This is a genomic window from Lelliottia sp. EB106-05-01-XG201 (assembly GCF_058791735.1).
In genome coordinates this window covers 607,897-633,865 of the sequence record NZ_JBYTDV010000001.1, presented here as the reverse complement: position 1 = coordinate 633,865, position 25,969 = coordinate 607,897, and the positions used below count along the sequence as shown (strand labels likewise).

Annotated in this window: 23 protein-coding genes; 12 read left to right on the top strand and 11 right to left on the bottom strand. The window is 57.8% G+C overall.

Annotated elements, in window-relative coordinates; translation table 11 throughout:
* Nucleotides 1-40: 40 nt before the first annotated feature.
* From AC3WS9_RS02945 to AC3WS9_RS02915, 7 genes are all read left to right on the top strand, one after another.
* Nucleotides 41-520 (top strand): arginine repressor, encoded by a 480-nt coding sequence (locus AC3WS9_RS02945; protein ID WP_095280563.1) that lies wholly within the window; start codon nucleotides 41-43, stop codon nucleotides 518-520.
* Between the two features lie 100 nt (nucleotides 521-620).
* Nucleotides 621-725 carry a pyrBI operon leader peptide gene (locus AC3WS9_RS02940; RefSeq protein ID WP_095280562.1) on the top strand — a complete coding sequence of 35 codons (105 nt, stop codon included), beginning with the start codon at nucleotides 621-623 and terminating at the stop codon, nucleotides 723-725.
* Between the two features lie 34 nt (nucleotides 726-759).
* On the top strand, nucleotides 760-1,692 hold the full coding sequence (gene pyrB / locus AC3WS9_RS02935; protein ID WP_095280561.1) for an aspartate carbamoyltransferase: 933 nt from the start codon (nucleotides 760-762) through the stop codon (nucleotides 1,690-1,692).
* Nucleotides 1,693-1,704: 12 nt separating this feature from the next.
* Nucleotides 1,705-2,166, top strand: coding sequence for an aspartate carbamoyltransferase regulatory subunit (pyrI, locus tag AC3WS9_RS02930; RefSeq protein WP_095280560.1), 462 nt, complete (start codon nucleotides 1,705-1,707; stop codon nucleotides 2,164-2,166).
* Between the two features lie 197 nt (nucleotides 2,167-2,363).
* Entirely contained in the window at nucleotides 2,364-2,750 is a 387-nt protein-coding gene (gene ridA / locus AC3WS9_RS02925; RefSeq protein WP_202674092.1) for a 2-iminobutanoate/2-iminopropanoate deaminase, read from the top strand.
* A gap of 584 nt (nucleotides 2,751-3,334) precedes the next feature.
* Nucleotides 3,335-3,790, top strand: coding sequence for a SymE family type I addiction module toxin (locus tag AC3WS9_RS02920; protein WP_492486609.1), 456 nt, complete (start codon nucleotides 3,335-3,337; stop codon nucleotides 3,788-3,790).
* Between the two features lie 84 nt (nucleotides 3,791-3,874).
* Nucleotides 3,875-4,396, top strand: a complete 522-nt coding sequence (locus tag AC3WS9_RS02915; RefSeq protein ID WP_492486607.1) for a hypothetical protein — start codon at nucleotides 3,875-3,877, stop codon at nucleotides 4,394-4,396.
* A gap of 361 nt (nucleotides 4,397-4,757) precedes the next feature.
* Here AC3WS9_RS02915 and AC3WS9_RS02910 read toward each other — a convergent pair whose 3' ends face one another.
* The 3 genes from AC3WS9_RS02910 to mgtL form a co-directional block, all read right to left on the bottom strand.
* A complete protein-coding gene (locus AC3WS9_RS02910; protein WP_492486605.1) occupies nucleotides 4,758-7,142 on the bottom strand; it encodes a beta-N-acetylhexosaminidase in 2,385 nt (794 codons plus the stop codon).
* A 247-nt stretch (nucleotides 7,143-7,389) separates the two neighbouring features.
* The gene (gene mgtA, locus AC3WS9_RS02905) at nucleotides 7,390-10,098 is read right to left on the bottom strand and encodes a magnesium-translocating P-type ATPase (protein WP_492486603.1); all 2,709 of its coding nucleotides are present in this window, start codon (nucleotides 10,096-10,098) and stop codon (nucleotides 7,390-7,392) included.
* Nucleotides 10,099-10,246: 148 nt separating this feature from the next.
* On the bottom strand, nucleotides 10,247-10,300 hold the full coding sequence (gene mgtL, locus AC3WS9_RS02900) for a mgtA regulatory leader peptide MgtL (RefSeq protein ID WP_492490295.1): 54 nt from the start codon (nucleotides 10,298-10,300) through the stop codon (nucleotides 10,247-10,249).
* 192 nt (nucleotides 10,301-10,492) lie between these two features.
* Between mgtL and treR the strand changes: the two genes are divergently transcribed.
* The 5 genes from treR (at nucleotide 10,493) to nrdG (ending at nucleotide 17,977) form a co-directional block, all read left to right on the top strand.
* The gene (treR, locus tag AC3WS9_RS02895) at nucleotides 10,493-11,440 is read left to right on the top strand and encodes a trehalose operon repressor TreR (protein WP_492486601.1); all 948 of its coding nucleotides are present in this window, start codon (nucleotides 10,493-10,495) and stop codon (nucleotides 11,438-11,440) included.
* A 125-nt stretch (nucleotides 11,441-11,565) separates the two neighbouring features.
* A complete protein-coding gene (treB, locus tag AC3WS9_RS02890; RefSeq protein ID WP_282493479.1) occupies nucleotides 11,566-12,984 on the top strand; it encodes a PTS trehalose transporter subunit IIBC in 1,419 nt (472 codons plus the stop codon).
* Between the two features lie 51 nt (nucleotides 12,985-13,035).
* Nucleotides 13,036-14,691 carry an alpha,alpha-phosphotrehalase gene (treC, locus tag AC3WS9_RS02885; protein WP_492486599.1) on the top strand — a complete coding sequence of 552 codons (1,656 nt, stop codon included), beginning with the start codon at nucleotides 13,036-13,038 and terminating at the stop codon, nucleotides 14,689-14,691.
* Nucleotides 14,692-15,156: 465 nt separating this feature from the next.
* Entirely contained in the window at nucleotides 15,157-17,295 is a 2,139-nt protein-coding gene (gene nrdD / locus AC3WS9_RS02880) for an anaerobic ribonucleoside-triphosphate reductase (RefSeq protein ID WP_285150369.1), read from the top strand.
* A 217-nt stretch (nucleotides 17,296-17,512) separates the two neighbouring features.
* The gene (gene nrdG / locus AC3WS9_RS02875; protein WP_492486597.1) at nucleotides 17,513-17,977 is read left to right on the top strand and encodes an anaerobic ribonucleoside-triphosphate reductase-activating protein; all 465 of its coding nucleotides are present in this window, start codon (nucleotides 17,513-17,515) and stop codon (nucleotides 17,975-17,977) included.
* Here nrdG and AC3WS9_RS02870 read toward each other — a convergent pair.
* The 8 genes from AC3WS9_RS02870 to AC3WS9_RS02835 form a co-directional block, all read right to left on the bottom strand.
* Nucleotides 17,974-19,884, bottom strand: a complete 1,911-nt coding sequence (locus AC3WS9_RS02870; RefSeq protein ID WP_492486595.1) for a BglG family transcription antiterminator — start codon at nucleotides 19,882-19,884, stop codon at nucleotides 17,974-17,976. The two genes, nrdG and AC3WS9_RS02870, sit on opposite strands and share 4 nt — an antisense overlap.
* 19 nt (nucleotides 19,885-19,903) lie before the next feature.
* Nucleotides 19,904-21,049 (bottom strand): lactonase family protein, encoded by a 1,146-nt coding sequence (locus AC3WS9_RS02865; protein WP_492486593.1) that lies wholly within the window; start codon nucleotides 21,047-21,049, stop codon nucleotides 19,904-19,906.
* A gap of 151 nt (nucleotides 21,050-21,200) precedes the next feature.
* On the bottom strand, nucleotides 21,201-21,941 hold the full coding sequence (gene dagF / locus AC3WS9_RS02860; protein ID WP_492486591.1) for a 2-dehydro-3-deoxy-phosphogluconate aldolase: 741 nt from the start codon (nucleotides 21,939-21,941) through the stop codon (nucleotides 21,201-21,203).
* Nucleotides 21,938-23,056, bottom strand: a complete 1,119-nt coding sequence (locus AC3WS9_RS02855) for a DgaE family pyridoxal phosphate-dependent ammonia lyase (RefSeq protein WP_492486589.1) — start codon at nucleotides 23,054-23,056, stop codon at nucleotides 21,938-21,940. Before AC3WS9_RS02855 ends, dagF begins: the two co-directional genes overlap by 4 nt.
* On the bottom strand, nucleotides 23,040-24,173 hold the full coding sequence (locus AC3WS9_RS02850; protein WP_492486587.1) for an amidohydrolase/deacetylase family metallohydrolase: 1,134 nt from the start codon (nucleotides 24,171-24,173) through the stop codon (nucleotides 23,040-23,042). The genes AC3WS9_RS02855 and AC3WS9_RS02850 overlap by 17 nt, the downstream gene beginning before the upstream one ends.
* Nucleotides 24,174-24,215: 42 nt before the next feature.
* Nucleotides 24,216-24,857 carry a DUF4310 family protein gene (locus tag AC3WS9_RS02845; RefSeq protein ID WP_095280544.1) on the bottom strand — a complete coding sequence of 214 codons (642 nt, stop codon included), beginning with the start codon at nucleotides 24,855-24,857 and terminating at the stop codon, nucleotides 24,216-24,218.
* A 13-nt stretch (nucleotides 24,858-24,870) separates the two neighbouring features.
* Nucleotides 24,871-25,647, bottom strand: a complete 777-nt coding sequence (locus tag AC3WS9_RS02840) for a DUF4311 domain-containing protein (RefSeq protein ID WP_103947894.1) — start codon at nucleotides 25,645-25,647, stop codon at nucleotides 24,871-24,873.
* Between the two features lie 22 nt (nucleotides 25,648-25,669).
* Nucleotides 25,670-25,969: a DUF4312 family protein gene (locus tag AC3WS9_RS02835; RefSeq protein ID WP_100777834.1), complete on the bottom strand. Its 300-nt coding sequence runs from the start codon at nucleotides 25,967-25,969 to the stop codon at nucleotides 25,670-25,672.

The following is a 25,969-nucleotide window of genomic DNA, read 5'->3' as shown; positions in this document are numbered from 1 at the left end:
CCACCGGGCATTTTTTGTTGGCAACAGAGATGGGAACCAGATGATGGAATATGGAGAATACTCCCCAAAAGAACAACTTCAGCTCGCGGTATGCCAGAGCCTGATTAGCGAGAACAGCTACCTTTCCCAGGAAGAGATCCGCCGAGACCTGCAGGAGCGGGGGTTTGATAGCATCAGCCAGTCGAGCGTCTCCCGTCTGCTGAAATTGCTGGGTGTCATAAAAATTCGAAATGCCAAAGGGCAAAAGATTTATTCGATGAATCCGCAGTTACGCCCTGCCCCGGACGCGGCCCGTTCGATCTCCGAAATGGTGGTCAGCGTGGAGCACAACAGCGAGTTTATCCTTATCCATACCGTCGCCGGATATGGCCGCGCCGTGGCGCGAATTCTGGATTATCACCAGTTACCGGAAATTTTAGGTGTGGTGGCCGGAAGCAGTATTGTCTGGGTCGCGCCCCGCGTGGTGAAGCGCACGGCGCTGGTGCACAAGCAAATTAATTATTTACTCAGAACGCATTAATATTCAAATAGAACCGTTTGCACTGAGTAAAGTGTGCATTAATCGCTTGATCAGAAAATCGAGCTGAGTATAATGCCCGACAATTTGCCGGGAGGAAGTCATGGTCAAGCGTGTACGACATACAGTCATACCGCGTCTGAAAACAGACGCTGGCCTGCCGTTTTTCTTCCCGTTGATAACCCTATTCCCAGAGCCCCTCATTTGAGGGGCTTTTTTTTGCCCGGCGTCAGGAGATAAACATGAATCCGCTTTATCAAAAACACATCATTTCCATCAATGACCTCAGCCGCGAAGAGCTGGAACTGGTTCTGGATACCGCGGCAAAACTGAAGGCCAACCCACAGCCCGAGCTGCTCAAGCACAAAGTGATCGCCAGCTGCTTCTTTGAAGCCTCCACCCGCACCCGTCTGTCGTTCGAGACCTCGATGCACCGCCTCGGCGCGAGCGTGGTCGGTTTCTCCGATGGCAGCAATACGTCGCTCGGCAAAAAAGGCGAGACGCTGGCGGACACCATCTCCGTCATCAGCACCTACGTGGACGCGATTGTGATGCGCCACCCGCAGGAAGGCGCGGCGCGTCTGGCGACCGAGTTCTCCGGCGGCATTCCGGTGCTGAACGCCGGGGACGGCGCGAACCAGCATCCGACGCAAACCCTGCTGGATCTGTTCACCATTCAGGAGACCCAGGGTCGTCTGGAAAACCTGCACATCGCGATGGTTGGAGACCTAAAATATGGTCGCACCGTCCACTCACTGGCCCAGGCGCTGGCGAAATTTAACGGCAACCGTTTCTACTTTATCGCCCCGGCCGCGCTGGCGATGCCGCAGTACATTCTCGATATGCTCGACGAAAAAGGCATCCAGTGGAGCCAGCACGCCAGCATCGAAGAGGTGATGGGTGAAGTGGATATTCTGTACATGACCCGCGTGCAGAAGGAGCGTCTGGACCCGTCCGAGTACGCCAACGTCAAAGCCCAGTTCATCCTGCGCGCCAGTGACCTTGAAGGTGCGCGTACGAACATGAAAGTGCTGCACCCGCTGCCGCGCATCGACGAAATCGCCACCGACGTGGACAAGACGCCGCACGCCTGGTACTTCCAGCAGGCCGGGAACGGCATCTTCGCTCGCCAGGCGTTACTGGCACTGGTTCTGAATCGCGAATTCGCTCTGTAAGGGGAAATGACAATGACACATGATAATAAACTCCAGGTTGAAGCCATCAAACGTGGCACCGTGATTGACCATATCCCGGCGATGGTGGGCTTTAAGCTCCTGACGCTGTTCAAGCTGACCGAAACCGACCAGCGCATCACCATCGGCCTGAACCTGCCGTCCGGCGAGATGGGCCGCAAAGACCTGATCAAAATCGAGAACACTTTCCTGACCGACGAGCAGGTGAACCAGCTGTCCCTGTACGCACCGGACGCGACGGTGAACCGCATCGACGATTACGAAGTGGTGGGCAAATCGCGCCCGAACTTACCGGAACGCATTGAGCACGTACTGGTTTGCCCGAACAGCAACTGCATCAGTCATGCTGAGCCGGTTTCGTCCAGTTTTGCAGTGAAAAAACGGGCGAATGACATCGCACTCAAATGCAAATACTGCGAAAAAGAGTTTTCTCATTATGTGGTGCTGGCCAACTAATTGAGGTTGGTAATGGGATCCCGGACTCCGGTTACACGAAATCATTCGCGTCGCATCGAGGCGGCAAGTCCGAATATCCCCGGGAGCATAGGAAACTATGTGACCGGGGTATGAGGACGCAGCCAACGAAGAGGCGGCGTGAAGGATGATGTGTATAATGGCCGGGAACTTTTTAACGCTGTTATCCTGGAGAAAACATGAGCAAAGTACTTGCGACGGAAAATGCACCAGCGGCTATCGGTCCTTACGTTCAGGGCGTAGATCTCGGCAGCATGATTATCACTTCCGGCCAGATTCCGGTGAACCCGAAAACCGGCGAAGTGCCAGACGATGTGGCGGCTCAGGCGCGTCAGTCGCTGGAAAACGTGAAAGCGATCGTTGAATCCGCGGGCCTGAAAGTGGGCGATATCGTGAAAACGACTGTTTTCGTGAAAGATCTGAATGATTTCGCAACCGTTAACGCCACTTACGAAGCGTTCTTCAACGAGCACGAGGCGACCTTCCCGGCGCGTTCTTGCGTGGAAGTGGCGCGTCTGCCGAAAGATGTGAAGATTGAGATTGAGGCGATTGCGGTTCGTCGCTGATTGGGGCTGTTCTGTTTAGCCTCTGAGGTTGTTCCGTTCACCTTATGTTTGGCAGAATATAAATGCTTCATAACCTGTGAACGTGAAAAGGGGGCTGCGCGGCCCCCTTTTCAATCCCCGCGCCCCGTCAAGAAATCGGTGCTGCGCACTGCGCTCACCTCCTGGCCTGCTGCCCGCGGTCGGCTCGACTCGTGATTACTCGTCCCATCCATGGGACTCGCCCCTTCGGGGCCAGCGCAAGCGCTGTTCAAAATTGCTCCGGGCAATTTTGTCCTGTCTCGTTTCGCCTCTGGCCGCCATCCCTGGCGTCCAGCCCTTGTCATCCGGCCTCCGGTTCGCCGATTTCTGCGGGGACCCACACCGGTGCCAAATGTAACGTTTCATTCCGGCTTTAATTTTCTCTGAAGAGCGTTCGCATTTCGCGAATGTACTCCATTTTGAAAGCACTGTTTTTTTATCCAGAAGAGTAGAATTGGGCTTACGCGATGAGGAGTTTAATCAGAGCGGGAAATTGAGAAGCGCGATGCAAAGGTGTTACAGCACCCTTACACCGCTAACCACAAAAAACTATCAAGGAGTTTATTATGGCTGTAAACGAGTTTATGCCAGATCCCACTATTGCCCAAACAGATCCTGAGAGATCAGAGGGTAATGATCATTTCCCCGAGGTGACTCGCAAAAAAGACGCCCGTCGTCTGCACGGCAAAGCCCTGGATGAGGCAACGGCTCATGCGAGAGCCGACACGCCTAAGTCCAGCGCCGCCTGCTGCGAACTTTATTCCCGTATGGGTCATCGCTTCCTCCCGCTTGCCGGAGAGTGGCTGCCAAAAGCCGGTTTTATCAACGGGATGCCAGTAAAAATCCGCGTCATGCCAGACTGCATCATCATCACCCCGCAAAACACCCGCGAGCTGTGGGGCTGCCTGGAAGGGATGAGCGTGGCGGGAATCAATCAACAGCGCGTGGCGGAGTGGTTGAAGACGTTTCCTGGGGCGTTGAATGATACGGGGAGTATTCCAGTGGTGAGGCGGGGAGTGTAAGATTAGTGAGTAATTCCCGGCCAAAAGGCCGGGATATCGGATACAGGGCATTAGGTCATAACCTTAGAACGGATTTAACCTTATATGAAACATATTTTCATTGTTTTATTTATATTATTGACAGCAGGGTGTTCATCTCCAGGAAAACCATCTTTTTATTATACATGGACACAGTACAGCACTGGCGTAAATATAAAAAACGTAAACGAACCAAAACATATATATGGAGAACAAGGTATTTTACGTCTAGATGATGATGGAGAATATGCACTTATTGTTATTTACAATGGCGGCAGCGTTTCTAGCCACTTTGGATACGTCACAAAAGAAAACATCAATGAATGGATTAAAATATTCACCGATTTCCTTGATTGGAAACCTAAAAGCACTAACGAGGTAAAAACGCTTACTATTCACGACGATGTCATGCTGTTCCATAAGCAATATACTGTTGAGTATAGTAATAAAGATAATAATAAATTTTTACTCATAAATAACGATGCCAGAAAAGATTTCATTGTTGACTACTCCAGGCTTGCTATTGACGAAAAGAATGTAAGGAAATTATTAGACATCTATATTTCTTTAAAAAATAAACTTCAATAATTAACTAAGATATTTAGGTGTAATACTGAGTCTGCTTCGCTCATTCTCATAACCTCCGCCTGAATATGGCACCGGTGTGGCTCCCCGCAGAAATCGGCGAACCGGAGGCCGGATGACAAGGTCTGGGCGCCAGGGATGGCGACCAGAGGCGAAATGAGACAGGATGTCGAGTCGAGCCGGCCGCAGGCAGCAGGCCGGGAGGTGAGCGCAGTGCGAAGCACCAATTTCATGGCGGGGCGCGGGGATTGACAAGGGGGCCGCGCAGCCCCCTTGTCACGTTCACAGGTAAAAGAGTGATTATATTCTGCCGAACATAAGGTGAACGGAACCACCTCCCATCCACAACGAATCCCGAATAAACCTACTGATTCCGCGTCGCCCTAAGCAACTTCTCCAGCGGATAAACCGCCGCAATCACCACCTCATCCTGAATCTTCGCCGCGTTATCCAGCTCGCTCTGAATCGAGGCGATATCCTTATCATCCAGCGTCCCCTGACGCGCCACCAGATCCGTCAGACGCAGGCCAATCGACGCCAGTTTGTCCACCTCCTGAATCACCGGTTTGATGGCTTTCAGCTGATAGTTGCTCTCACTCAGCGCCAGCGCGTCGCTGGTGTTGTTCTGCCAGCGGGTGAAGACGTGGCGCAGAGCTTCCGCGCTTTCCGTATCTTCCGCATCGCTTACCAGCCGCTCGACCCACTTATCCATCTGACGGACGGTGGCGCTCTCGGCGGTCAGTGCGTCGGCGTAGCGGTTTAGCGGCTCAAACTGATGGTAATTCCCGGCCTGGAATTTCAGGTGCTGACGGGTGTAATACTGCGCGGGCTCCACGGCCTGAGCGAGGATCTGCAGCGGCACGGTGTCGGCGTTATTCGCCAGACGGGTGAACTGCGCCAGCTGCTGGCTGTGCTGTTCCAGCCCGACGGACACCGTCGTCCAGCTGTCCATCGCCTGCAAACGGGTGTACATGTTGTCGATATCCTTCACGTCCTGCGCTGACCACAGGCGCTCCGCCACCGCAAACGCGCGCGGCCAGAGTTTGATATCCAGAACCGGGGCAATCACGTTTTCCGCCCACAGCGCTGCTTCGCCGCCGAGCAGGTTGGCCTGCTGATCGGCATCTGGCACCGTCGGCTGAATACCTTCCGGCACCTCATTGAGACGCGCGCCGGAGATCGGGTAGCGGGCGTTGCCGACCAGGAAATAGCCGGTGAGTTTGTCGTCCGATACATTCACCACCGGGCGCGTTTCGCCCATCCAGGTGTCGACGGTGAAGCTCACCTGGTTGTCGTCGCGCCATTCGATGTTGTCCACCGCGCGGCGGGATTTGCCGCTGAAATCGATAAATCCGCGCCAGCCGGAAACGCCTTTCACCAGGGTGAAACTGCCCTCGACCGGTTTGCCTTTCAGGCGCGGCATGGAGAAAGTCCAGCTCTGGGCGCTGTCGGAATCGGCGATGATATCCATGCCGTTTAAGCCCTGCGGCACAATCTCATTGCGGTAGTGATAGGCGGTGGACTGGGGCTGATCGAGGTAAAAACCGGTGGAGAGAATGCCTTTATAGCCGTGTTTCGCCACCTCGCCGAGGGCGTCCTGCCCCTGCCAGGACTGGATCAGAATGCTTTTCGGCAGGTCCGGATGATAGATCTCGTCCCAGCCGACCATCTGCCGGTGGTGTTTCTCAAGAAGGGTTTCCAGTTTGCGGTTGAAATACGCCTGCAGCGCGTGGCTGTCGGCGAGTTTGTTGTCGCGCATAAACTGCTGAATGGCGGTGTTGTTTTTCCACTGGGTATCGTCGACTTCATCGCCGCCGATATGCAGGTACGGATCGGGGAAGATCGCCGCCAGTTCGCTGACCATCGCGTCGGCGAAGGTGTAGGTCGCGTCTTTGGTCGGATCAAGAACCGGTTTTAATACGCCCCAGTGGCGCTCCATCTCATAGGGTCCCGGCGCGCTCATCAGCTCCGGATAGGCCACGGCAATCGCCGACGCGTGACCCGGCATGTCGATCTCCGGCACCACGCGAATACCACGCGCGGTGGCGTAGCGCACCACGTCGCGCATCTGCTCTGGCGTGTAGAACAGCCCGTCGCTGGCGAGCTGGGTCAGTTTAGGGTAGCGCTTCGAGGTAAACCGCCAGCCCTGATCGTCCGTCAGATGCCAGTGCAGAACGTTCAGCTTCGCCGCCGCCATGCCGTCAATCTGACGTTTGATATCTTCCAGCGGGACGAAGTGGCGCGCCGAATCGAGCAGCAGGCCACGCCACGGGAAGCGCGGGGCGTCGTCGATCGACACCCACGGAATCGAGGTATTTTCGGCACCGTTTTGAATCAGCTGGAGCAGGGTTTCCATCCCGCGCAGCGCGCCGAAGCGGGTATTGGCGGTGAGGTTCACGCCGTTCGCATCCACGGTGAGTTTGTAGCTTTCATCGCTGTCCGGCAGCGGCTGCGGCTTCACTTTTTTGGCGATAGAAATCGTAATGGTCGGCTTTTCGGGTTTGTCGGCCTGAGGCTGGAGCGTCCAGCCGGTTTGCAGCGCAATGCGCTGGCGCAGACGGTTCGCAGCATCGCCCAGATCGTCCCCGCTGATGCTGACGGAGAGGTTATCGCTGAGGATCAGTGCGCCCTGTTTCGCAGGACGTTCAACGTGTGCGGGCCAGGGCATTAACGGCAGATCGCCTGCCGGAGCGGCCAGCGCAGAGGTGCCGAGCAACAGCCCGGCGGTGATGAGGCTAAGACGTAACATAATGTTCCTTATCAGAATTTGACGGGCCAAAAACAGACAAAACATTTTGTTAACATGCGTACAAATTGTCGTCAAGCACAGCGCATGACGGGGATCACAGGTTGGGGAATTTGGGAGGAAGGCTATTTTGCCGGGTGGCGGCTCAGTGTTGTGCGGCCTGATGCCCTCACCCCGGCCCTCTCCCACGGGGAGAGGGAGTCAAAGTCCCCTCTCCCTTTGGGAGAGGGTTAGGGTGAGGGGAAAAACCTTACTGCCAACCATACCGACGGCTATAGAACCCTTTCACCATCTGGGTCAGGACCATGTAGCCCGCCAGAATCGCCACCAGCCATGGGAAGTAGCTCAGCGGCAGCGCCTGCAGGCTGAGGTAGCTCGCCAGCGGTGAGAACGGCAGCGCGATACCCAGCACCATCACCACGCCGGTCATGATGATCAGCGGCCACGCGGCGCGGCTCTGGATGAACGGAATGCGGCGCGTACGGATCATATGCACAATCAGCGTCTGCGACAGCAGGCCGACCACGAACCAGCCGGACTGGAACAGGGTCTGGTTTTCCGGCGTGTTGGCGTGGAACACAAACCACATCAGGCAGAAGGTCAAAATGTCGAAGATCGAGCTGATTGGGCCAAAGAACAGCATGAAACGACCGAGATCCGACGGGTTCCAGCGCTGCGGTTTTTGAATTTGTTCGTCATCAACGTTATCAAACGGGATCGCCACCTGGGAGACATCGTACATCAGGTTCTGAATCAGCAGGTGCAGCGGCAGCATCGGCAGGAACGGCAGGAAGGCGCTTGCCACCAGCACGCTGAAGACGTTACCGAAGTTAGAGCTGGCGGTCATTTTGATGTATTTCAGCATGTTGGCGAAGGTGCGACGCCCTTCGATCACGCCCTCTTCCAGCACCATCAGGCTCTTTTCCAGCAGGATGATATCGGCCGCTTCACGGGCAATATCGACCGCGCCGTCAACGGAAATCCCAATATCCGCCGCGCGCAGCGCCGGGGCATCGTTGATGCCGTCGCCCATAAAGCCGACCACGTGCCCTTCGCGGCGCAACAGGGTCACGATGCGCTCTTTATGCATCGGCGTCAGGCGCGCAAACAGGGTGGTGGTTTTGGCAAGCGCAGCCAGTTCGTCGTCGGAGAGCGTTTCGATGTCGCTGCCCGTCACCACCTCACCCGCATCCAGCTCCACTTCGTGGCACACTTTCGCTGCCACCAGCTCGCTGTCGCCGGTGAGGATTTTCACGGTGATGCCGGAGGCTTTCAGCGCTTTCAGCGCCGGTGCCGTGGTCTCTTTCGGCGGATCGAGGAAGGCGATGTACCCTTCGAGGATCAGATCCGACTCATCGACACGATGGTAGTCCCCTTCGCGGCCCGGCAGGAATTTGCTGGCGACCGCCACCACGCGCAGCCCCTGACGGTTCAGGTTATCAGTGACGCGTTTGATGCGGCGCAGCATGGTGTCGTCGAGCGGCACGATTTCACCGTTATGACGCACCTGGGTGGAGACATTGAGGATCTCCTGCAGCGCTCCTTTGCAGATCAGCTGATGAACATCCGCCTGCTCGCTCACCACCACCGACATGCGGCGACGCTCGAAGTCGAACGGGATCTCATCCACTTTTTGCCAGCGCGTTGAGAGCGTGCGCGCAGAATCCTCGTCCACCCCTTCCAGCACCGCGACGTCCAGCAGGTTTTTCAGCCCGGTCTGGTAGTGGCTGTTCAGCCACGCGGTTTGCAGCACGCGTTCGCTGACTTTGCCAGAGACATCCGTATGATTCTCCAGCACAATTTTATCCTGCGTCAGGGTGCCGGTTTTATCGGTGCAGAGAATATCCATCGCGCCAAAGTTCTGAATGGCGTCGAGGTGTTTCACAATCACTTTCTGTTTGGAGAGTTTCACCGCCCCGCGCGCCAGCGTGGAGGTGACAATCATCGGCAGCATTTCCGGCGTCAGGCCGACCGCTACGGAGAGGGCAAACAGCGCCGCTTCCCACCAGTCGCCTTTGGTGTAGCCGTTGATGAGCAGCACGACAGGCGTCATCACCATCATGAAGCGGATCAGCAGCATGCTGACGCGACCGATGCCTTTCTGGAACGCATTCGGCTCGCTCTCCTGCTCGCTGACGCGCCCGGCCAGCTGTCCGAACCAGGTATTGCCGCCCGTGGCAATGACGATCGCCTGCGCGGTGCCGCTCACCACGGTGGTACCCATGAAGCACAGGGTATCGCTTTCGAGCGGGTTGGTTTGCTGCGGGTCGCGGCTGCGCGCCACTTTCTCGACCGGCAGGGATTCACCGGTCAGGGACGCCTGGGCAACGAACAGATCGCGGGCCTGCACCACGCGCAGGTCCGCCGGGATCATGTCCCCCGCCGCCAGCTTGATAATGTCGCCGACCACCAACTGATCGATAGGCAGCTCGAGCCAGGCGCTTTCGCCCTTCTCATTGATGACGCGCTGGACGGTGGCGGTGTTGCTGACCATCGCTTTCAGGGCGTCCGCCGCACGGGTGGAGCGCGCTTCCTGAATGAAGTTGAGCATCGTCGAGATCGCCACCATCAGGGCAATCACGCCTGCGGCGAACAGATCTTCAGTGGCGTAAGAGATAATCGCCAGAACGGTCAACAGCAGGTTGAACGGGTTGCGATAGCAGAGCCAGAGATGGACAAACCACGGAGCCGGTTTTTGCGCCGGGATTTGGTTGTCGCCGTGCTCGGCGCGTGTTTTTTCCACTTCCGCCGCGTTCAGCCCTTCCGGGTGACCGCCGAAGGCGCGCCAGACTTCGTTTTCGTCCATCGCGGCGGCTTTGAGGCAATGTTCCGTCAGCGTGGGCGGAATGGCGGCCCCGGCCAGATTTTTAGCGTTAGGCAGCGGATCGCGCTGAACGAGACGGCGCGGCAGGTGGCGGTGAAGCTGAGCAAGCAGCTGCTGGGTGATATTTTTCAGCATAAAAAGTCCCCCGCATCCGCAAAAGCGGACGCAGTGTTACCTTCAGGCGCAGCAAGGCGGTACCTGAATGGCACTTAAATTTTTATAGCAGGAACATGGAGATGTCACTGCCTCACATCACCGGCGAGACAGTTAGAAGACGACTGGCTTACCGGAAAGTACTTAAACTCCATTTCTGGAGAGGTGTGGGATCGGGATCCATACGGCCTCCGGTAAGTAAAAAAGGGTTAATCGCGGCGCAGTATCGTGTTTTAACCATACCTTTAGTAGCGATTCGGGCGGTATGATACGCCCGCAGATTTAAACCGTACATATACCAGACTTTGCTCATTGCGAATTAAATCGTAAGCAGTAGTCTCAATTGACGACTTGCCGCCGTTACAGGGAATAAAGGATGCAGAACCGCCTGACCATTAAAGACATCGCCCGTTTAAGCGGCGTGGGGAAATCCACCGTGTCGCGCGTACTGAACAACGAGAGTGGCGTCAGCGAACGCACGCGCGAACGCGTCGAGGCGGTCATGAATCAGCACGGTTTTTCCCCTTCCCGCTCCGCGCGCGCCATGCGCGGACAGAGCGACAAAGTGGTCGCCATCATTGTTTCGCGTCTCGATTCCCTGTCGGAAAATCTGGCGGTGCAAACCATGCTCCCCGCGTTTTACGAGCAGGGTTACGATCCGATCATGATGGAGAGCCAGTTCTCTCCATCGTTGGTGGAAGAGCATCTGGGCATGCTGCAACGGCGCAATATCGACGGCGTGGTGCTGTTTGGTTTTACCGGCATTAAAGACGAAATGCTGAAACCCTGGCAGTCCTCACTGGTGCTGCTGGCGCGCGACGCCAACGGCTTTGCTTCGGTCTGTTACGACGACGAAGGGGCGATCCTCACCCTGATGCAGCGCCTGTACGAGCAGGGCCATCGCCACATCAGCTTCCTCGGCGTGCCGCACAGCGACGTCACCACCGGCAAGCGCCGCCACGAAGCCTATCTCGCGTTTTGTAAGCAGCACGCGCTTCCGGCGGTTGCCTCCCTGCCCGGCCTGGCGATGAAACAGGGCTACGATCAGGTGGCGAGCGTGCTGACCCCACAAACCACCGCGCTGATCTGCGCCACCGATACCCTCGCGCTGGGAGCCAGCAAGTATCTGCAGGAGCAGCGCATCGACAGCGTCCAGCTCGCGAGCGTCGGCAGCACGCCGCTGATGAAGTTCCTCCATCCGGAGATTGTCACCGTCGATCCGGGCTACGCCGAAGCGGGCCGTCAGGCGGCGATGCAGCTGATCGAGCAGATTAACGGGCGCAGCGAGCCGCGTCAGATCGTCATTCCAGCCCACCTCTCTTAACCCTCGTAAAACGGATTATTGTGATCCTCGCCTGATTTCGGGAACGTTCCCATTTTCACCGTGTCGCTCAAAGAGTAGGCTTGCGTCCAGGTCATTACCCTCCACATCTGTCATGAGGCTTCATGATGAGCAAAGTTAAACAATCTGATATCGACCAGCTGATCGTGCTGGTTGGGGGCCGCGAAAACATCGCCACCGTCAGCCACTGTATTACCCGTCTGCGTTTTGTGCTGAACGATCCGGCCAAAGCCAATCCGAAAGCCATCGAGGAGCTGTCGATGGTCAAAGGCTGCTTTACCAACGCCGGGCAATTCCAGGTGGTGATTGGTACCGAAGTGGGCGATTACTATCAGGCTCTGCTGGCGACCACCGGGCATTCGACGGCGGATAAAGAGCAGGCAAAGAAAGCGGCGCGCCAGAATATGAAATGGCACGAGCAGCTGATCTCCCACTTCGCGGAGATCTTCTTCCCGCTGCTGCCGGCGCTGATCAGCGGGGGTTTGATTCTCGGCTTCCGCAACGTGATCGGCGATGTGCCGATGAGCGACGGCAAAACCCTGGCGCAGATGTATCCCGCGCTGCAAAGCATCTATGACTTCCTGTGGCTGATTGGCGAGGCGATCTTCTTCTATCTGCCGGTCGGGATCTGCTGGTCGGCGGTGCGCAAAATGGGCGGGACGCCGATCCTCGGTATCGTGCTCGGCGTGACGCTGGTCTCTCCGCAGTTAATGAACGCTTACTTACTTGGGCAGCAGGTGCCGGAAGTGTGGAACTTCGGCCTGTTTACCATCGCCAAAGTGGGTTATCAGGCGCAGGTGATCCCCGCTCTGCTGGCCGGTCTGGCGCTGGGCTTTATTGAGACCCGCCTGAAACGCATTGTGCCGGATTACCTCTATCTGGTGGTCGTTCCGGTCTGTTCGTTGATTCTGGCGGTGTTCCTCGCCCACGCCTTTATCGGTCCGTTTGGCCGCATGATTGGCGACGGCGTGGCCTTCGCGGTGCGCCACCTGATGACCGGCAGCTTCGCCCCGATTGGCGCGGCGCTGTTTGGCTTCCTCTATGCGCCGCTGGTGATTACCGGTGTGCATCAGACCACACTCGCCATCGACATGCAGATGATTCAGAGCCTCGGCGGCACGCCGGTCTGGCCGATTATCGCCCTGTCGAACATTGCGCAGGCGTCTGCTGTCACCGGCATTATCCTGGTCAGCCGCAAGCACAACGAGCGTGAAATCTCGGTTCCGGCCGCCATCTCCGCCTACCTCGGCGTGACCGAACCGGCGATGTACGGCATCAACCTGAAGTACCGCTTCCCGATGCTGTGCGCGATGATCGGCTCGGGCCTCGCGGGGCTGCTGTGTGGGCTCAACGGCGTGATGGCGAACGGCATCGGCGTGGGTGGCCTGCCGGGTATCCTCTCGATTCAGCCGACCTACTGGCAGGTCTTTGCTCTGGCGATGGCGGTGGCGATTATCGTCCCGATGGCGCTGACCACCGTTATCTATCAGCGTAAGTTCCGTCAGGGCACGCTGCAGATTGTTTAACTTCTTCTTTCGGGGCGCAGTTGCGCCCCTTCGCATTTGCAGGAACGCATTATGAATACCCTTCCGCACTGGTGGCAAAACGGCGTCATCTATCAGATTTACCCAAAGAGTTTTCAGGACACGACCGGGCGTGGCACCGGTGATTTGCGCGGCGTGACCCAGCGTCTGGACTACCTGAAAACCCTCGGCGTGGACGCCATCTGGCTGACGCCGTTCTACATCTCCCCGCAGGTGGACAATGGTTACGACGTGGCGAACTACACCGCCATCGATCCGGCCTACGGAACCCTGGATGATTTTGACGAGCTGGTGGCCCAGGCCCACGCACGCGGCATCCGTCTGGTGCTCGACATGGTGCTCAACCACACCTCCACGCAGCACGCGTGGTTCCGCGAGTCCCTGAATAAAGAAAGCCCGTACCGTGAGTTCTACATCTGGCGCGACGGCACGCCGGACCAGCTTCCGAACAACTGGCGCTCCAAGTTTGGCGGCAACGCCTGGCGCTGGCACGCCGAGAGCGAGCAGTATTATCTGCACCTCTTCGCCCCGGAGCAGGCGGATCTGAACTGGGAAAACCCGGAGGTGCGCAGCGAGCTGAAAAAAGTGTGCGAGTTCTGGGCCGATCGCGGCGTGGACGGCCTGCGTCTCGACGTGATTAACCTGATCTCCAAGGACCAGGATTTCCCGAACGATGCGCTGGGCGATGGCCGCCGTTTCTACACCGACGGTCCGCGCGCCCATGAATATCTCCAGGAGATGAGCCGGAACGTCTTCACCCCGCGTAACCTGATGACCGTGGGCGAGATGTCCTCCACGTCGCTGGAAAACTGCCAGCAGTACGCCGCCCTCGACGGGCGCGAGCTGTCGATGACCTTTAACTTCCATCATCTGAAAGTCGATTATCCGAACGGCGAAAAGTGGACGCTGGCAAAACCCGATTACGTGGCGCTGAAAACGCTGTTCAGCCACTGGCAGCAGGGGATGCATGGCGTTGCCTGGAACGCGCTGTTCTGGTGTAACCACGATCAGCCGCGCATCGTTTCACGCTTTGGCGACGAGGGCGAGTACCGAAGCGCATCCGCCAAAATGCTGGCGATGGTGCTGCACGGCATGCAGGGCACGCCGTACATTTATCAGGGCGAAGAGATCGGTATGACCAACCCGCACTTCGCGCGCATTACTGATTATCGCGATGTGGAAAGCCATAACATGTTCGCCGAACTGCGGGTAACAGGCCGCGATGCGGACGAACTTCTGGCGATTCTGGCGAGTAAATCCCGCGACAACGGCCGCACGCCGATGCAGTGGGATGCCACGCCGAACGGCGGGTTTACCACCGGAGAGCCGTGGATCGATCTGTGTGATAACGTCGAAACCATCAACGTGGACGCGGCGCTGCAAGACCCTGATTCGGTGTTTTATACCTACCAGTCGCTGATCGCCCTGCGTAAATCACTCCCGCTACTGACCTGGGGCGACTATCAGGATCTGCTCCCGATGCACCCTTCCCTGTGGTGCTACCGCCGTCAGTGGCAGGGGCAGACGTTGATGGTGGTGGCTAACCTGAGTCGCGAATGCCAGGAATGGCAGCCGGATGATGTTGCAGGCGACTGGCGCGTGGTGATCAGCAACTACGCCGAAGTGGCCGCGAAACCGACGGCGATGACGCTGCGGCCGTTTGAGGCGGTGTGGTGGGTACAGGAGTAATGCTTCCTGCCGGGTGGCGCTTCGCTTACCCGGCCTACAAACCCACAATATTTATGGTGTTGTAGGCCCGCGCAAACGAAGTGCCGCCGGGCAAAGGTGTCTGGCTGCGCTACGTTTTCCCGACAATACCTTACTGTTTTTGTTGAATAATTAATCAGATTTTTCCTTCCCTTATTTACAATCGCTGTAGTGCCCGCCGTTTGTACTCTCGTCTTTTTACTTTGTTCTGAATCAAAAAAATCGCAAACATGTTTGATGCAAATCACTACATATAGAACTTAAAATGCACGCCGACCCAACATATTGTATTTATCGTCTACTATTCCAACAAGACAACGGCGACTCAGCCTTCCGGAATTGTGGATAACAAGCGTCGGGAACGAGGGAAGTGATTGAGACATCGGGACTTGCGCCCTGTGCAACCTTCCCCGCCTCTGTGGATAACCTGTTTTTAATGGAGTGATCATGACACCGCATGTGATGAAACGAGATGGCTGTAAAGTGCCGTTTAAGTCAGAGCGCATCAAAGAAGCCATTCTGCGTGCAGCTAAAGCAGCGGGAGTCGATGACGCAGATTACTGCGCCACCGTCGCAGAAATTGTCTGTAGCCAGATGAATGAACGCAGCCAGGTGGATATCAACGAGATCCAGACTGCGGTGGAAAACCAGCTGATGTCCGGTCCGTACAAGCAGCTGGCGCGCGCCTACATTGAGTATCGCCACGACCGTGACATCCAGCGTGAAAAGCGCGGTCGCCTGAATCAGGAGATCCGTGGCCTGGTCGAGCAGACCAACTCGGCGCTGCTCAATGAAAACGCCAACAAAGACAGCAAAGTGATCCCGACCCAGCGCGACCTGCTGGCCGGTATCGTCGCCAAGCACTATGCCCGTCAGCACCTGCTGCCGCGCGACGTGGTGCAGGCGCACGAACGCGGTGAGATCCACTACCACGATCTTGACTACTCGCCGTTCTTCCCGATGTTCAACTGTATGCTGATCGACCTGAAAGGCATGCTGACCCACGGCTTTAAAATGGGTAATGCCGAGATTGAGCCGCCAAAATCCATCTCCACCGCCACGGCGGTGACGGCGCAGATCATCGCCCAGGTCGCCAGCCACATCTATGGCGGCACCACTATCAACCGCATCGACGAAGTGCTGGCCCCGTTCGTCACCGAGAGCTTTAACAAACATCGTAAAGTGGCGCAGGAGTGGAACATTCCCGATGCCGACGGCTACGCGCACTCCCGCACCGAGAAAGAGTGCTACGATGCGTTCCAGTCCCTCGAATACGAAGTGAACACCCTGCACACCGCCAACGGCCAGACGCCGTTTGTGACCTTTGGTTTTGGTCTGGGGACCAGCTGGGAATCGCGTCTGATTCAGCAGTCGATTCTGCGCAACCGCATTTCGGGCCTCGGCAAAAACCGCAAAACCGCGGTGTTCCCGAAACTGGTCTTCGCCATTCGCGATGGCCTGAACCACAAGTTTGGCGATGCGAACTACGACATCAAACAGCTGGCGCTGGAATGCGCGAGCAAGCGCATGTATCCGGACATCCTGAACTACGACCAGGTGGTGAAAGTCACCGGTTCGTTCAAAACCCCGATGGGCTGCCGCAGCTTCCTCGGCGTGTATGAAAATGAACACGGCGAGCAGATCCATGAAGGCCGTAACAACATCGGCGTGATCAGCCTTAACCTGCCGCGCATCGCGCTGGAAGCGAAGGGTGACGAAGCGGCATTCTGGACGCTGCTCGACGAACGTCTGCAGCTGGCGCGAAAAGCACTCATGACCCGCATCGCCCGTCTGGAAGGGGTCAAAGCCCGCGTGGCACCGATTCTTTATATGGAAGGGGCCTGCGGCGTGCGTCTGAAAGCGGACGACGACGTGTCTGAAATCTTCAAGAACGGTCGGGCGTCGATCTCCCTGGGGTATATCGGCATCCACGAAACCATCAACGCCCTGTTTGGCAATCAGCACATGTATGACAGCGAAGCCCTGCGCGAGAAAGGTATCGCTATCGTCCAGCGTCTGCGCGATGCGGTGGATCTGTGGAAAGACGAAACCGGCTATGGCTTTAGCCTCTACAGCACGCCGAGCGAAAACCTCTGCGACCGCTTCTGCCGTCTCGACACCGCCGAGTTTGGCGTGGTGAATGGCGTGACCGACAAAGGCTACTACACCAACAGCTTCCACCTCGACGTGGAGAAAAAGGTGAACCCGTACGACAAGATCGACTTTGAAGCGGCCTATCCGCCAGTGGCGAACGGCGGCTTCATCTGTTACGGCGAGTACCCGAACATTCAGCACAACCTGAAAGCGCTGGAAGACGTGTGGGATTACAGCTATCAACACGTGCCGTATTACGGGACCAACACGCCGATCGACGAGTGCTACGAATGCGGCTTTACCGGTGAGTTTGAATGCACCAGCAAGGGCTTTACCTGTCCGAAATGCGGTAACCACGACGCGGCCCGCGTCTCCGTGACTCGCCGCGTGTGCGGATATCTCGGCAGCCCTGATGCCCGTCCGTTTAACGCCGGTAAGCAGGAAGAAGTGAAGCGCCGCGTGAAGCATCTGGGGAATGGGCAGATCGGGTAATCCGTCGCGGAATTTTTCCCCTCACCCTAACCCTCTCCCCATAGGGGAGAGGGGACCGTCCGGCGCCCCTACCTACATTCGCTCTCACATTTTTTCGCAAAGCAATTGGCGTCAGGACAAGGCGGCAAACGAATGAATCCCGGTGAGCTTACAAGAGTAAGTGATCCGGGTGAGTGAGAGCAGCCAACGCAGTCATGGCGTCAATTGAGAAGCGAAAATGAACTACCACCAGTATTACCCCGTCGACATCGTCAATGGCCCAGGCACCCGCTGCACCCTGTTCGTTTCAGGGTGCGTTCACGAATGCCCTGGCTGCTACAACAAAAGCACCTGGCGGCTGAACTCGGGCCTGCCGTTTGACGACGAAATGGAAAATCGCATCATCCGCGATCTGAACGACACGCGTATCCCGCGCCAGGGGATCTCCCTGTCCGGCGGCGACCCGCTGCATCCGCAGAACGTGCCGCATATTCTGAAACTGGTGAAGCGCATTCACAAAGAGTGCGCGGGGAAAGATATCTGGGTATGGACCGGCTACAAGCTGGATGAGCTGAACGATGCGCAGAGGGAAATCGTCGACCTGATTAACGTCCTGGTCGACGGCAAATTTGTGCAGGATTTGAAAGACCCGGCTCTGATCTGGCGCGGCAGCAGCAACCAGGTTGTGCATCATCTGCGTTAAAACCGACTCAAACTCTCCATCGCCACCGTTTTGAATTCCGTAAAATCGCGGCAGTTGCACAGCCGCGTCATGGCCCGTTCGCGCAGGAAAGTGACGAAAATATCGTAGATCGCCATCGCCTCTTCGTACTCGCTTTTACTGATCGCCAGCAGGAAAATGACGTGCGCCGTTTCGTCGCCCCACTTGATGCCCTGGGGTGCCAGCACGGTGTAGACCACGGTTTTTTGCGCCAGCAGACCAAGGGAGTGCGGCAGCGCGATGCCGTCGCCGAGCATGGTGCTGACGATGGCTTCACGTTCCACCACCGAATCAAGAAACTCGGCGTCGACAAACCCTTCCTGACGCAGCTGTCCGCACAGTTCCTGGAACAGGGTTTGCTGATCCATGCTTGAATCGATCACGCGGAAATGATCCGCGTCGAAGTACTTTTCCAGCATCCACGGACGGGTGCGATCCACCAGCACCAGCTTGCCGATCTGCTCCAGCTGATAGTCGGTCGGGAACGGGGCGATCTGCACCACCGGTTTGGCTTTTTCGCTGATGCGCGCGGTGGAAATGACGAAATCCTCGCTAATACTCTCCGCCAGTTCGTACTCACGTAGCGTGACGGTGCGCGTCACTTCCACCTGCGGGTATTTGCGCTGCAGCACCGCTTCAATCATGCGCGCCATCGCGTTCCCGGCGTCGCACACCAGCAGCACGCGCGGCTGGCGCTGATAGCCTACGTTATAGTGCCGCTCCAGCCCGACGCCGATATGCAGCACCAGAAAACCAATCTCGTTTTCGCTGATGACGTAAGGAGTGTATTTCCCCCAGCCGGAGACCGCCGCCAGGGTCATGTCCCACGCCATCGGGTAGTGCTGTTTGATGTTATCCAGCAGCGGGTTGGGGATCATGATTTGGTAACGCACGCGGGTGATCATGGTTTTGATATGCGTCAGCAAATCCGCGTGCAGCTGGGCGTCGTTCAGCAGGTTGTAGTTATAGTGGGTGTTGATGTATCGCAGGATGTAGTTCACCAGCGCTTCGTCATCGTCGGCGTTGATCGCGCTCGGGGCGATCTCCTGAATCTGGCGCGCGGCGATGTGCACGCAGAGCCAGTTCTCCTCCGACGGCGAAAGCGCTTTGTCCGCCAGCCGGGCGATGGCGGCGGCGATATCCCGCGCGGCATCGCGCACGTTCTCTTCCACATCCTCGGCGTTAAATTCTGGCAGCGGATAGCCTTCGCTGATGCGCCTCACAGAGACCGCGCAGTAGAGCCGCACAAACAGCTCGCCTTCATCCGTGAGACGAATGTGATGGCGCGTCAGCGTGTCGTGCAGTACCCCCACCAGCTGCTCCGGCACGCCCGCATTCAGGGCGACCTCCGTCACCAGCGGATTAAGGCTGTCCTGCTGCGCCAGTTCCCACAGCAAGTCCGTCAGGCAGGCGCGAATCGACATCTCGCTGCCGAACAGTTTCATGCCGTGACGCGGGCGAGTTTCCAGCGTCAGGCTGTAGCGCTGGAACCACTCCCGCACTTCCACCATGTCGTTTTGCAGGGTGGCGCGGCTGACGAACCATTCATCAGCCAAATCTTCCAGCTTCAGGGAAAAGGCAGAGGTGAGAAACCGCACCACCAGATAATGGACACGCTCCTGCCCGGTGCGCGGAATACGCAGCGCGCGCGGACGGGAGTCCTGCAGCGACTGATAGCGCGCGGCATCGTCAATTTTCAACTGATAGCCGTTGCCGCGGCTGAGAATAAACCGCGCGCCGTGGCCTGCCAGCAGCGCGTTCAGGGCAGTAATATCCGCCCGTACGGTACGCGTGGATACCGATAACCGCTGCGCCAGTTCATCCTGCGGCAGCGTCTCGTTTTGCAACAGATCAAACAGTTGCGCTAAACGTTGGTTCGGAAATCGCACGTCTTTGTCCTCTTACGGCTCATGGCCCGGTTGAAATGACCATCTGTGATGGACTGCCGACCGGCGTGTAGTCCGGTTCAAAGCTTAGTGTGCCATCGGGCGCAACGCGAAAACGGGTGATGTTATCGCTGCGCTGATTCATAACGTACAGCCAGCGTCCCTGCTGATCCAGGGTCAGGGAGCGCGGATAATCCCCGCGCGTCCAGACATCGTCCTGATACACCAGCGTGCCGTCCGCCGTTACCCTAAAGTGCGCGATGCTGTTATGCAAACGGTTCGCGACATACAGTTGTTGACCGTCGGCGCTCAGCGCCAGCCCGGCGGCAAAACTGGTGCCTTTGTACTCCTTCGGCAGCGACGAGATCGTTTTACCCGCTTTCAGCGTGCCGGAAGTCTTATCCAGCGCGTACCAGGTCAGGGTTGAGGACTCTTCGTTGATCAGCCACAGGCCCTCGCCGTTCGGGGTAAAGACGAAATGCCGCGGCCCCGCGCCTTTCGACGAGGCGCTGATAAACGGCGGATCGTTTGGCGTGAGTTTTCCGCTTTGATCGTCAAAGCGATACTGGTAGATGCGATCCAGGCCGAGATCCGTCGAGAAGACGAATTTCCCACTCGGATCGGCGGCGATCATATGGGCGTGCGGGCCGTTGTGATCGCTCGCAGCGAAACTCCCCTCCACTGCTGCTTCCGGTTTCGCTGCGCCGGGCTCGCCCTGATCCTGATGGGTATCCGTCGCCTCGCCCAGGCTGCCGTCCGCCTTCACCGGCAGTACCGCAATCGAGCCGCTGACGTAGTTCGCCACCAGCAGATGACGCCCCTCTGGCGTGAGGGACACATACACCGGTCCCGCTCCGCCAGACGCCACCTGATTCAGCTCGGTCAGCTCACCGTCAGCACCGATGCGCAGCGCCTGGATTGCGCCTTTCTCGGCTTCGCTTGCCAGATACAGGGTTTTGCCGTCGTGTGAGACGGTGAGCTGCGCGGCGTTGGGCAGTGGGCTGACGAGCTTTTTCTCACCGAGGGCGCCGGTTTGCGGATCGACCGTAAAACGGTAGAGCCCCTCGCCGTTCGGGTTGTAGGTGCCGACCCAGGCGTACTGAGGCTGAGCAACGGCGGCGGTAGCGAGCAGGGAGAGTGAAGCGACGAGCAGGTGATGGGGGTGCATGGTGGCTCCTGGCTTTGGCTATGGTGCGGTTTGATGCCCTCACCCCGGCCCTCTCCCGCAGGGAGAGGGAGATAAGAGTCCCCACTCTCACAGGGTGAGGGCGGTTTTAGTCCCCTCTCCCTGTGGGAGAGGGTTAGGGTGAGGGGAAAAACTACTTAACCAACTTCTTCGTCATCTCCAGCAACTTACGCACGTCCTCAGGACGGGTGTCGCCGCTGGCTTTGTCGATAATCGAGCTATAAATATGCGGAATGATTTTGCTCACACCCGCATCGAGGGCGATCTGCAGGATCTCCTCGAAGTTCTCCAGATCGATACCGCCGGTCGGCTCCAGCCAGAAATCGTGGCGGGCGCAGGCTTCGGCGACCGCTTTGTATTCGTCACGACACTCCAGGCCGCCCATCGGGAAGTACTTGATTGAGCTGCCGCCGAAATCTTTCAGCAGGGCAATCGCCGTTTCCACCGGAACAATGCCGTCCGGCGCTTTGCTGCTCTGCGGGCCGGTGGAGATTTTGACCATCCCGACGGTGCCCGTTGGCGAGACCAGACCGTTGACCACGGACGCGTTCTGCCCGAGCAGCGCGCGGCTGGTCGCGACGCCAGTGAACACCTGGTTAACGTGCTGCGGCTGGACCTGGCGAGAAATCTCGCTCACCATCGCCGACTGGTTCGGATCGCCCGCGCCCAGCCCGACGGAGAGCGCGTTGTCGATAAGCGCGGCGTATTCGCGCATATCCGCCACGGCGCTCGCCACATCAGGATAGTTTTTGGAGAGCACGCCCACCAGGACATGACCTTCTGCGGCTTCATAGATCGCGCTGGCGTTGGCTTTGGAACCGGCCAGTACGTTCAGGCACACGCGGTCACGGTAAAAATTAGGGGTCAGTTTCATGCTGATTTCTCCTGGCTTAAGACTTCGCGGATGCGGCGATAAACAATGTTCAGTTGATCGGCGCTGACGCTGCGCACGTCCGCTTCGATAATCCCTTCGTTGGCCTTATAGCCACGGAAATAGATCGCGTATTCACCCTGCTTGAGCTGGCTAACCAGCTCACCGGTGCCGACGCCGGTGGTGGCTTCGTCAAATTTAATTTCGGTGCGCGCGATATCGCGACCGGCGCTGTCCCAGACCACGCGGGCCGTGACGCCGTTGAGGGTATTCAGGGAATCGATAAATGGCGTCATCTTCGCCACCATCTCTGCACCGCTCTCTTTGGTCGCCGTCAGATAGTGTTCGATGGCGCAGGTCAGGCCGAGAATCCCCTCTTTGCCTACTTTCATCGCCCGGCCAATGCCCGCCGTCTGGCGTTTTACCCATTCCACGTACTGCGTTTTGCCGATCACCAGCCCGCTGGTTGGCCCTTCGATCGCCTTCGCGCCGCTGTAGATCACCAGATCCGCGCCGGAGCGATAGTAGGTGTGAAGATCTTCTTCCGCCGCCGCATCGACGATCAGCGGAAGATCGTGTTTACGCGCCACCACCGCCACCTGCTCAACGCTGAGCATGCTTTTCTGCACGCAGTGGTGCGATTTGATGTAGAGGATCGCCGCCGTGCGCGGGGTGATCGCTGCCGCCAGCTGATCGGCGGAGCATTCGTTGGCGTACCCGGCTTCCACCAGTTTACCGCCGCCGAGCGCCACCATGGTGCCGACCGGCGCGCCGAAGTTAACGTTGTGGCCTTTTGGCAGTACGATTTCGTTGTTCTCGATCGGGGTGACGTGCAGGTTTTCCAGCAGCCAGTCGCTGTCTTTCACCAGCACCGCCGCAACGGACTGGGCAATCCCCGCCGACGCGCAGGAGACCACCGTCGCCCCTTCCACGTCCAGCAGCTTCGCGATGTACTCCCCGGTTTTATTCACCAGATCTTTCATCTCGAAGTACTGATTCATACCGTCCATCGCCGCCTGCACCACTTCCGGGCGCGGCGTGGATACGCCAAGCGCGGTCATGCGGCCAGACGTGTTAATGACCTGTTTTAAATTGTACTTCTCATAAATCGAAGGCATTTTCCGTACTCCCTTGTTCGGTCATATAGCCCTTGCCCGCGCGGATCGCAGCAAGCGGCACCAGAATATGTTCAGCCTGCAGGCTGTCGTTTTCCGCATCCACCAGCAGCGTCGGCTGGCGTTTGACGGTGAAGAGTGTCAGGTCGGCGTCCAGACCCGGCTGAAGGCGGCCTTTATGGGCCAGGCGCAGGCCATCGGCGGCGTTGGCGGTGACACACTCGATCACCTGCGGGAGCGACATGCCAATGGCGAGGAATTTCGACATCACGCTGGCCAGACTGCCCACCGGGCCGTTGATGCGGTTTCGGCAGTAGATGTCCGAGCTGATGGTGTGCGGCAGAATGCCCATCGCGATGGCGCGTTTCGCCACTTCAAAGCTAAAGCTCGCGGTCCCGTGGCCGACGTCCAGACGCACGCCGCGCTTCAGCGCACGGGTGACGGAAGCGCGCAGCTCGCCTTCCGGCGTCAAAATGCGGTTCGGTTTGCCGTTGTAGCAGTGAGTGATGATGTCGCCAGAGCTGAGCAGATCGGCAATCTCATCGAGATTCGGCGGGTTGTTACCGATGTGCACCATCAGCGGCAGATCGCCGTTCTCTTTCTGAATGGTTTTCGCACGCTCCAGCGGCGTGATGCCGTTTTCGCCGACCACGCTGCTGCTCATGCGCGCTTTCAGGCCAACGATAAAATCCGGGTGGCGTGCAACGGCCTGCTTCACCGCGTCGGCGTCGATATTGGCCATGTTCGCCAGTTCGTTCTGGGCGATCAGCCCCACGTGGGAGATATTCAGCAGGGCAAAAACGTCTGTAGACGCTTTGCGGGTGATTTCGTAGAAGTCGTCCACGTCATCCGCGCCGGTGCTGCCTGCATCCACCACCGAGGTCACGCCCGTGGCGATGCCGACGCTGTCCGGCTCATCGTGGTAGATCGGGGAGTTCGGGTAGCAGTGAACGTGGGAATCAATCCAGCCAGCGCTGACGAAGACTTCGCCGTTCAGCTCGACGGTTTTATGTGCGGGAGTGGAAATCTCGCCCAGCGCTGCGATTTTGCCGTCCTGGATGGCGATATCGGTCAGGGTATCGTCGGTCAGGCGCGCACGGCGCAGGAGTAAATCAAACATGCGTATCTCCTGAAAGGACGGGCGCCTGAGCGCCCGTGGGTGTTAAAGGGCTACCGGGAACAGCGAGCCTAAAATCATGGCGCCGAGGATCGCGCCGCCGGTAATCGGCTTCTGCCAGAGGTAGAACAGCAGCGCGCCGACCAGGGAGCCGATACCAATCGGAATGGAGGCGGTCATGGCGCTGAGGATAATCAACGGCCCGAGGAAGCGGCCCGAGGCGTTACCCGCGCCCATCATCACGTCAGCCCCGTAGGTGGAGTTGCTCTGATTGATGGTGAACTTACGCGCCAGAATGATGACGTACCCAATCGCCAGACCAATCACCAGGCCGGTCGCCAGCGAGGCGATAAAGTTGGTCACCGGGAACATAATCCCCGCGCCCAGCAGCAGCGCCGGAACGCCGAGGCCGACGCCGGTCTGAATCGCACCGCCGATATCCAGGATCCCCACCAGGGAGCCTTCGATGATACGGGCGAACAGGAAGCTCGCGCCGAACGCCGCCACCGCGCCGTACACGCCGGTGTCGATGCCTGCTTTCAGCATCGCCACGAAGGCCACTTCGTTAAACGCGCCGATGCCGTACAGGTAGTACATGTGCGTCCCGGCGAAGACGCCGGAGGAGAGCAGGCCAACGAAGATCGGGAACGACCAGTCGGCATACCAAAAACCTTTATTCTGTTCCATGTCGAGGCTCCTGTTATTTGCCGCTGAGCGAGCTGTGGATCAGTTCGAGCCAGTTCGGCACGGTCAGATGGAAGGATTCGATCATCTTCATGTCGAAGCCGCGGAAGAAGCCGCTCAGGACGAACAGCAGAACGATGGCGACCATCATCACTTTGGTGACGTGGTTCCAGCCGCTCTCTTCGACGCCTTTACCGATCAGAATCCCCAGCACCAGACCCGGTACGGCGTTACCCATGATCAGCTGCGCTGCGCCACCAAACACGGTTGCCCAGAAGCCCGATTTTTTGCCCGCATCAATCGCCGCCAGCCAGAAGATCACCGGCATCACGGTGTTCACCAGCAGGTTGGCTGCCGGGACCAGAACTTTCACGGCGGTGACCTGAAGGGCTGCCGGAACGGACGACGCGGTGAGGTTAAGGAAGGTGACGACGAACATGCCGATGATGCCGCAGGCAATCGCCATTTTGCGCGGGTCGTGCAGGGTTTCGCCGACGTTGCGGTTTTTCAGCATCAGCGCCGCCGCACCCCAGTTCGGGATGATGCGATGGTCAACGTCCTGAGTGAATGCCCCCGCAGCCACTGACGATGCCCAGGCGTTAAAGAAGAACCCCAGACCAAAGGAGAAGTGAGACGCCGGGTCTCCTTCACAGGAGTTCAGTTCCCCCAACGTACGAAACGCGCCCATACCTTGTGTGGTAGGCGCATGAAACATGCGTGCCGCTCCGGCGCCCACGCCGACGCCAACCAGGCCGCCGATGATGAGCGATTTTATTAAAATTATCAGGAACATTAGTCTGCCCTATTAGTAAGAATCAGCGTTGCGTGACAAAGTCCACCTTGTCGAGATTGATGGCGGTCACGTTGACGGTCACATCCAGCTCCACGCTGTAGGTGCGTCTTTCCCGGCGCAAAAAGAAGTACAGAAAGGCTTCTTTACGCACCGCTTCTTGCGCCTGAACAACCTGCACATCCTGTGGCTCAATACGCAGTAAGATATGCGGCGATGCTTTCATCACCGCGGCCTGAACGTGGTTTAGCGCGTCGGCAAAGGCGCGGGATTTCATCTCGCCTTTGCCTTTCACTCTCACCGTGGTGGTGAATTGCTCTTTCAT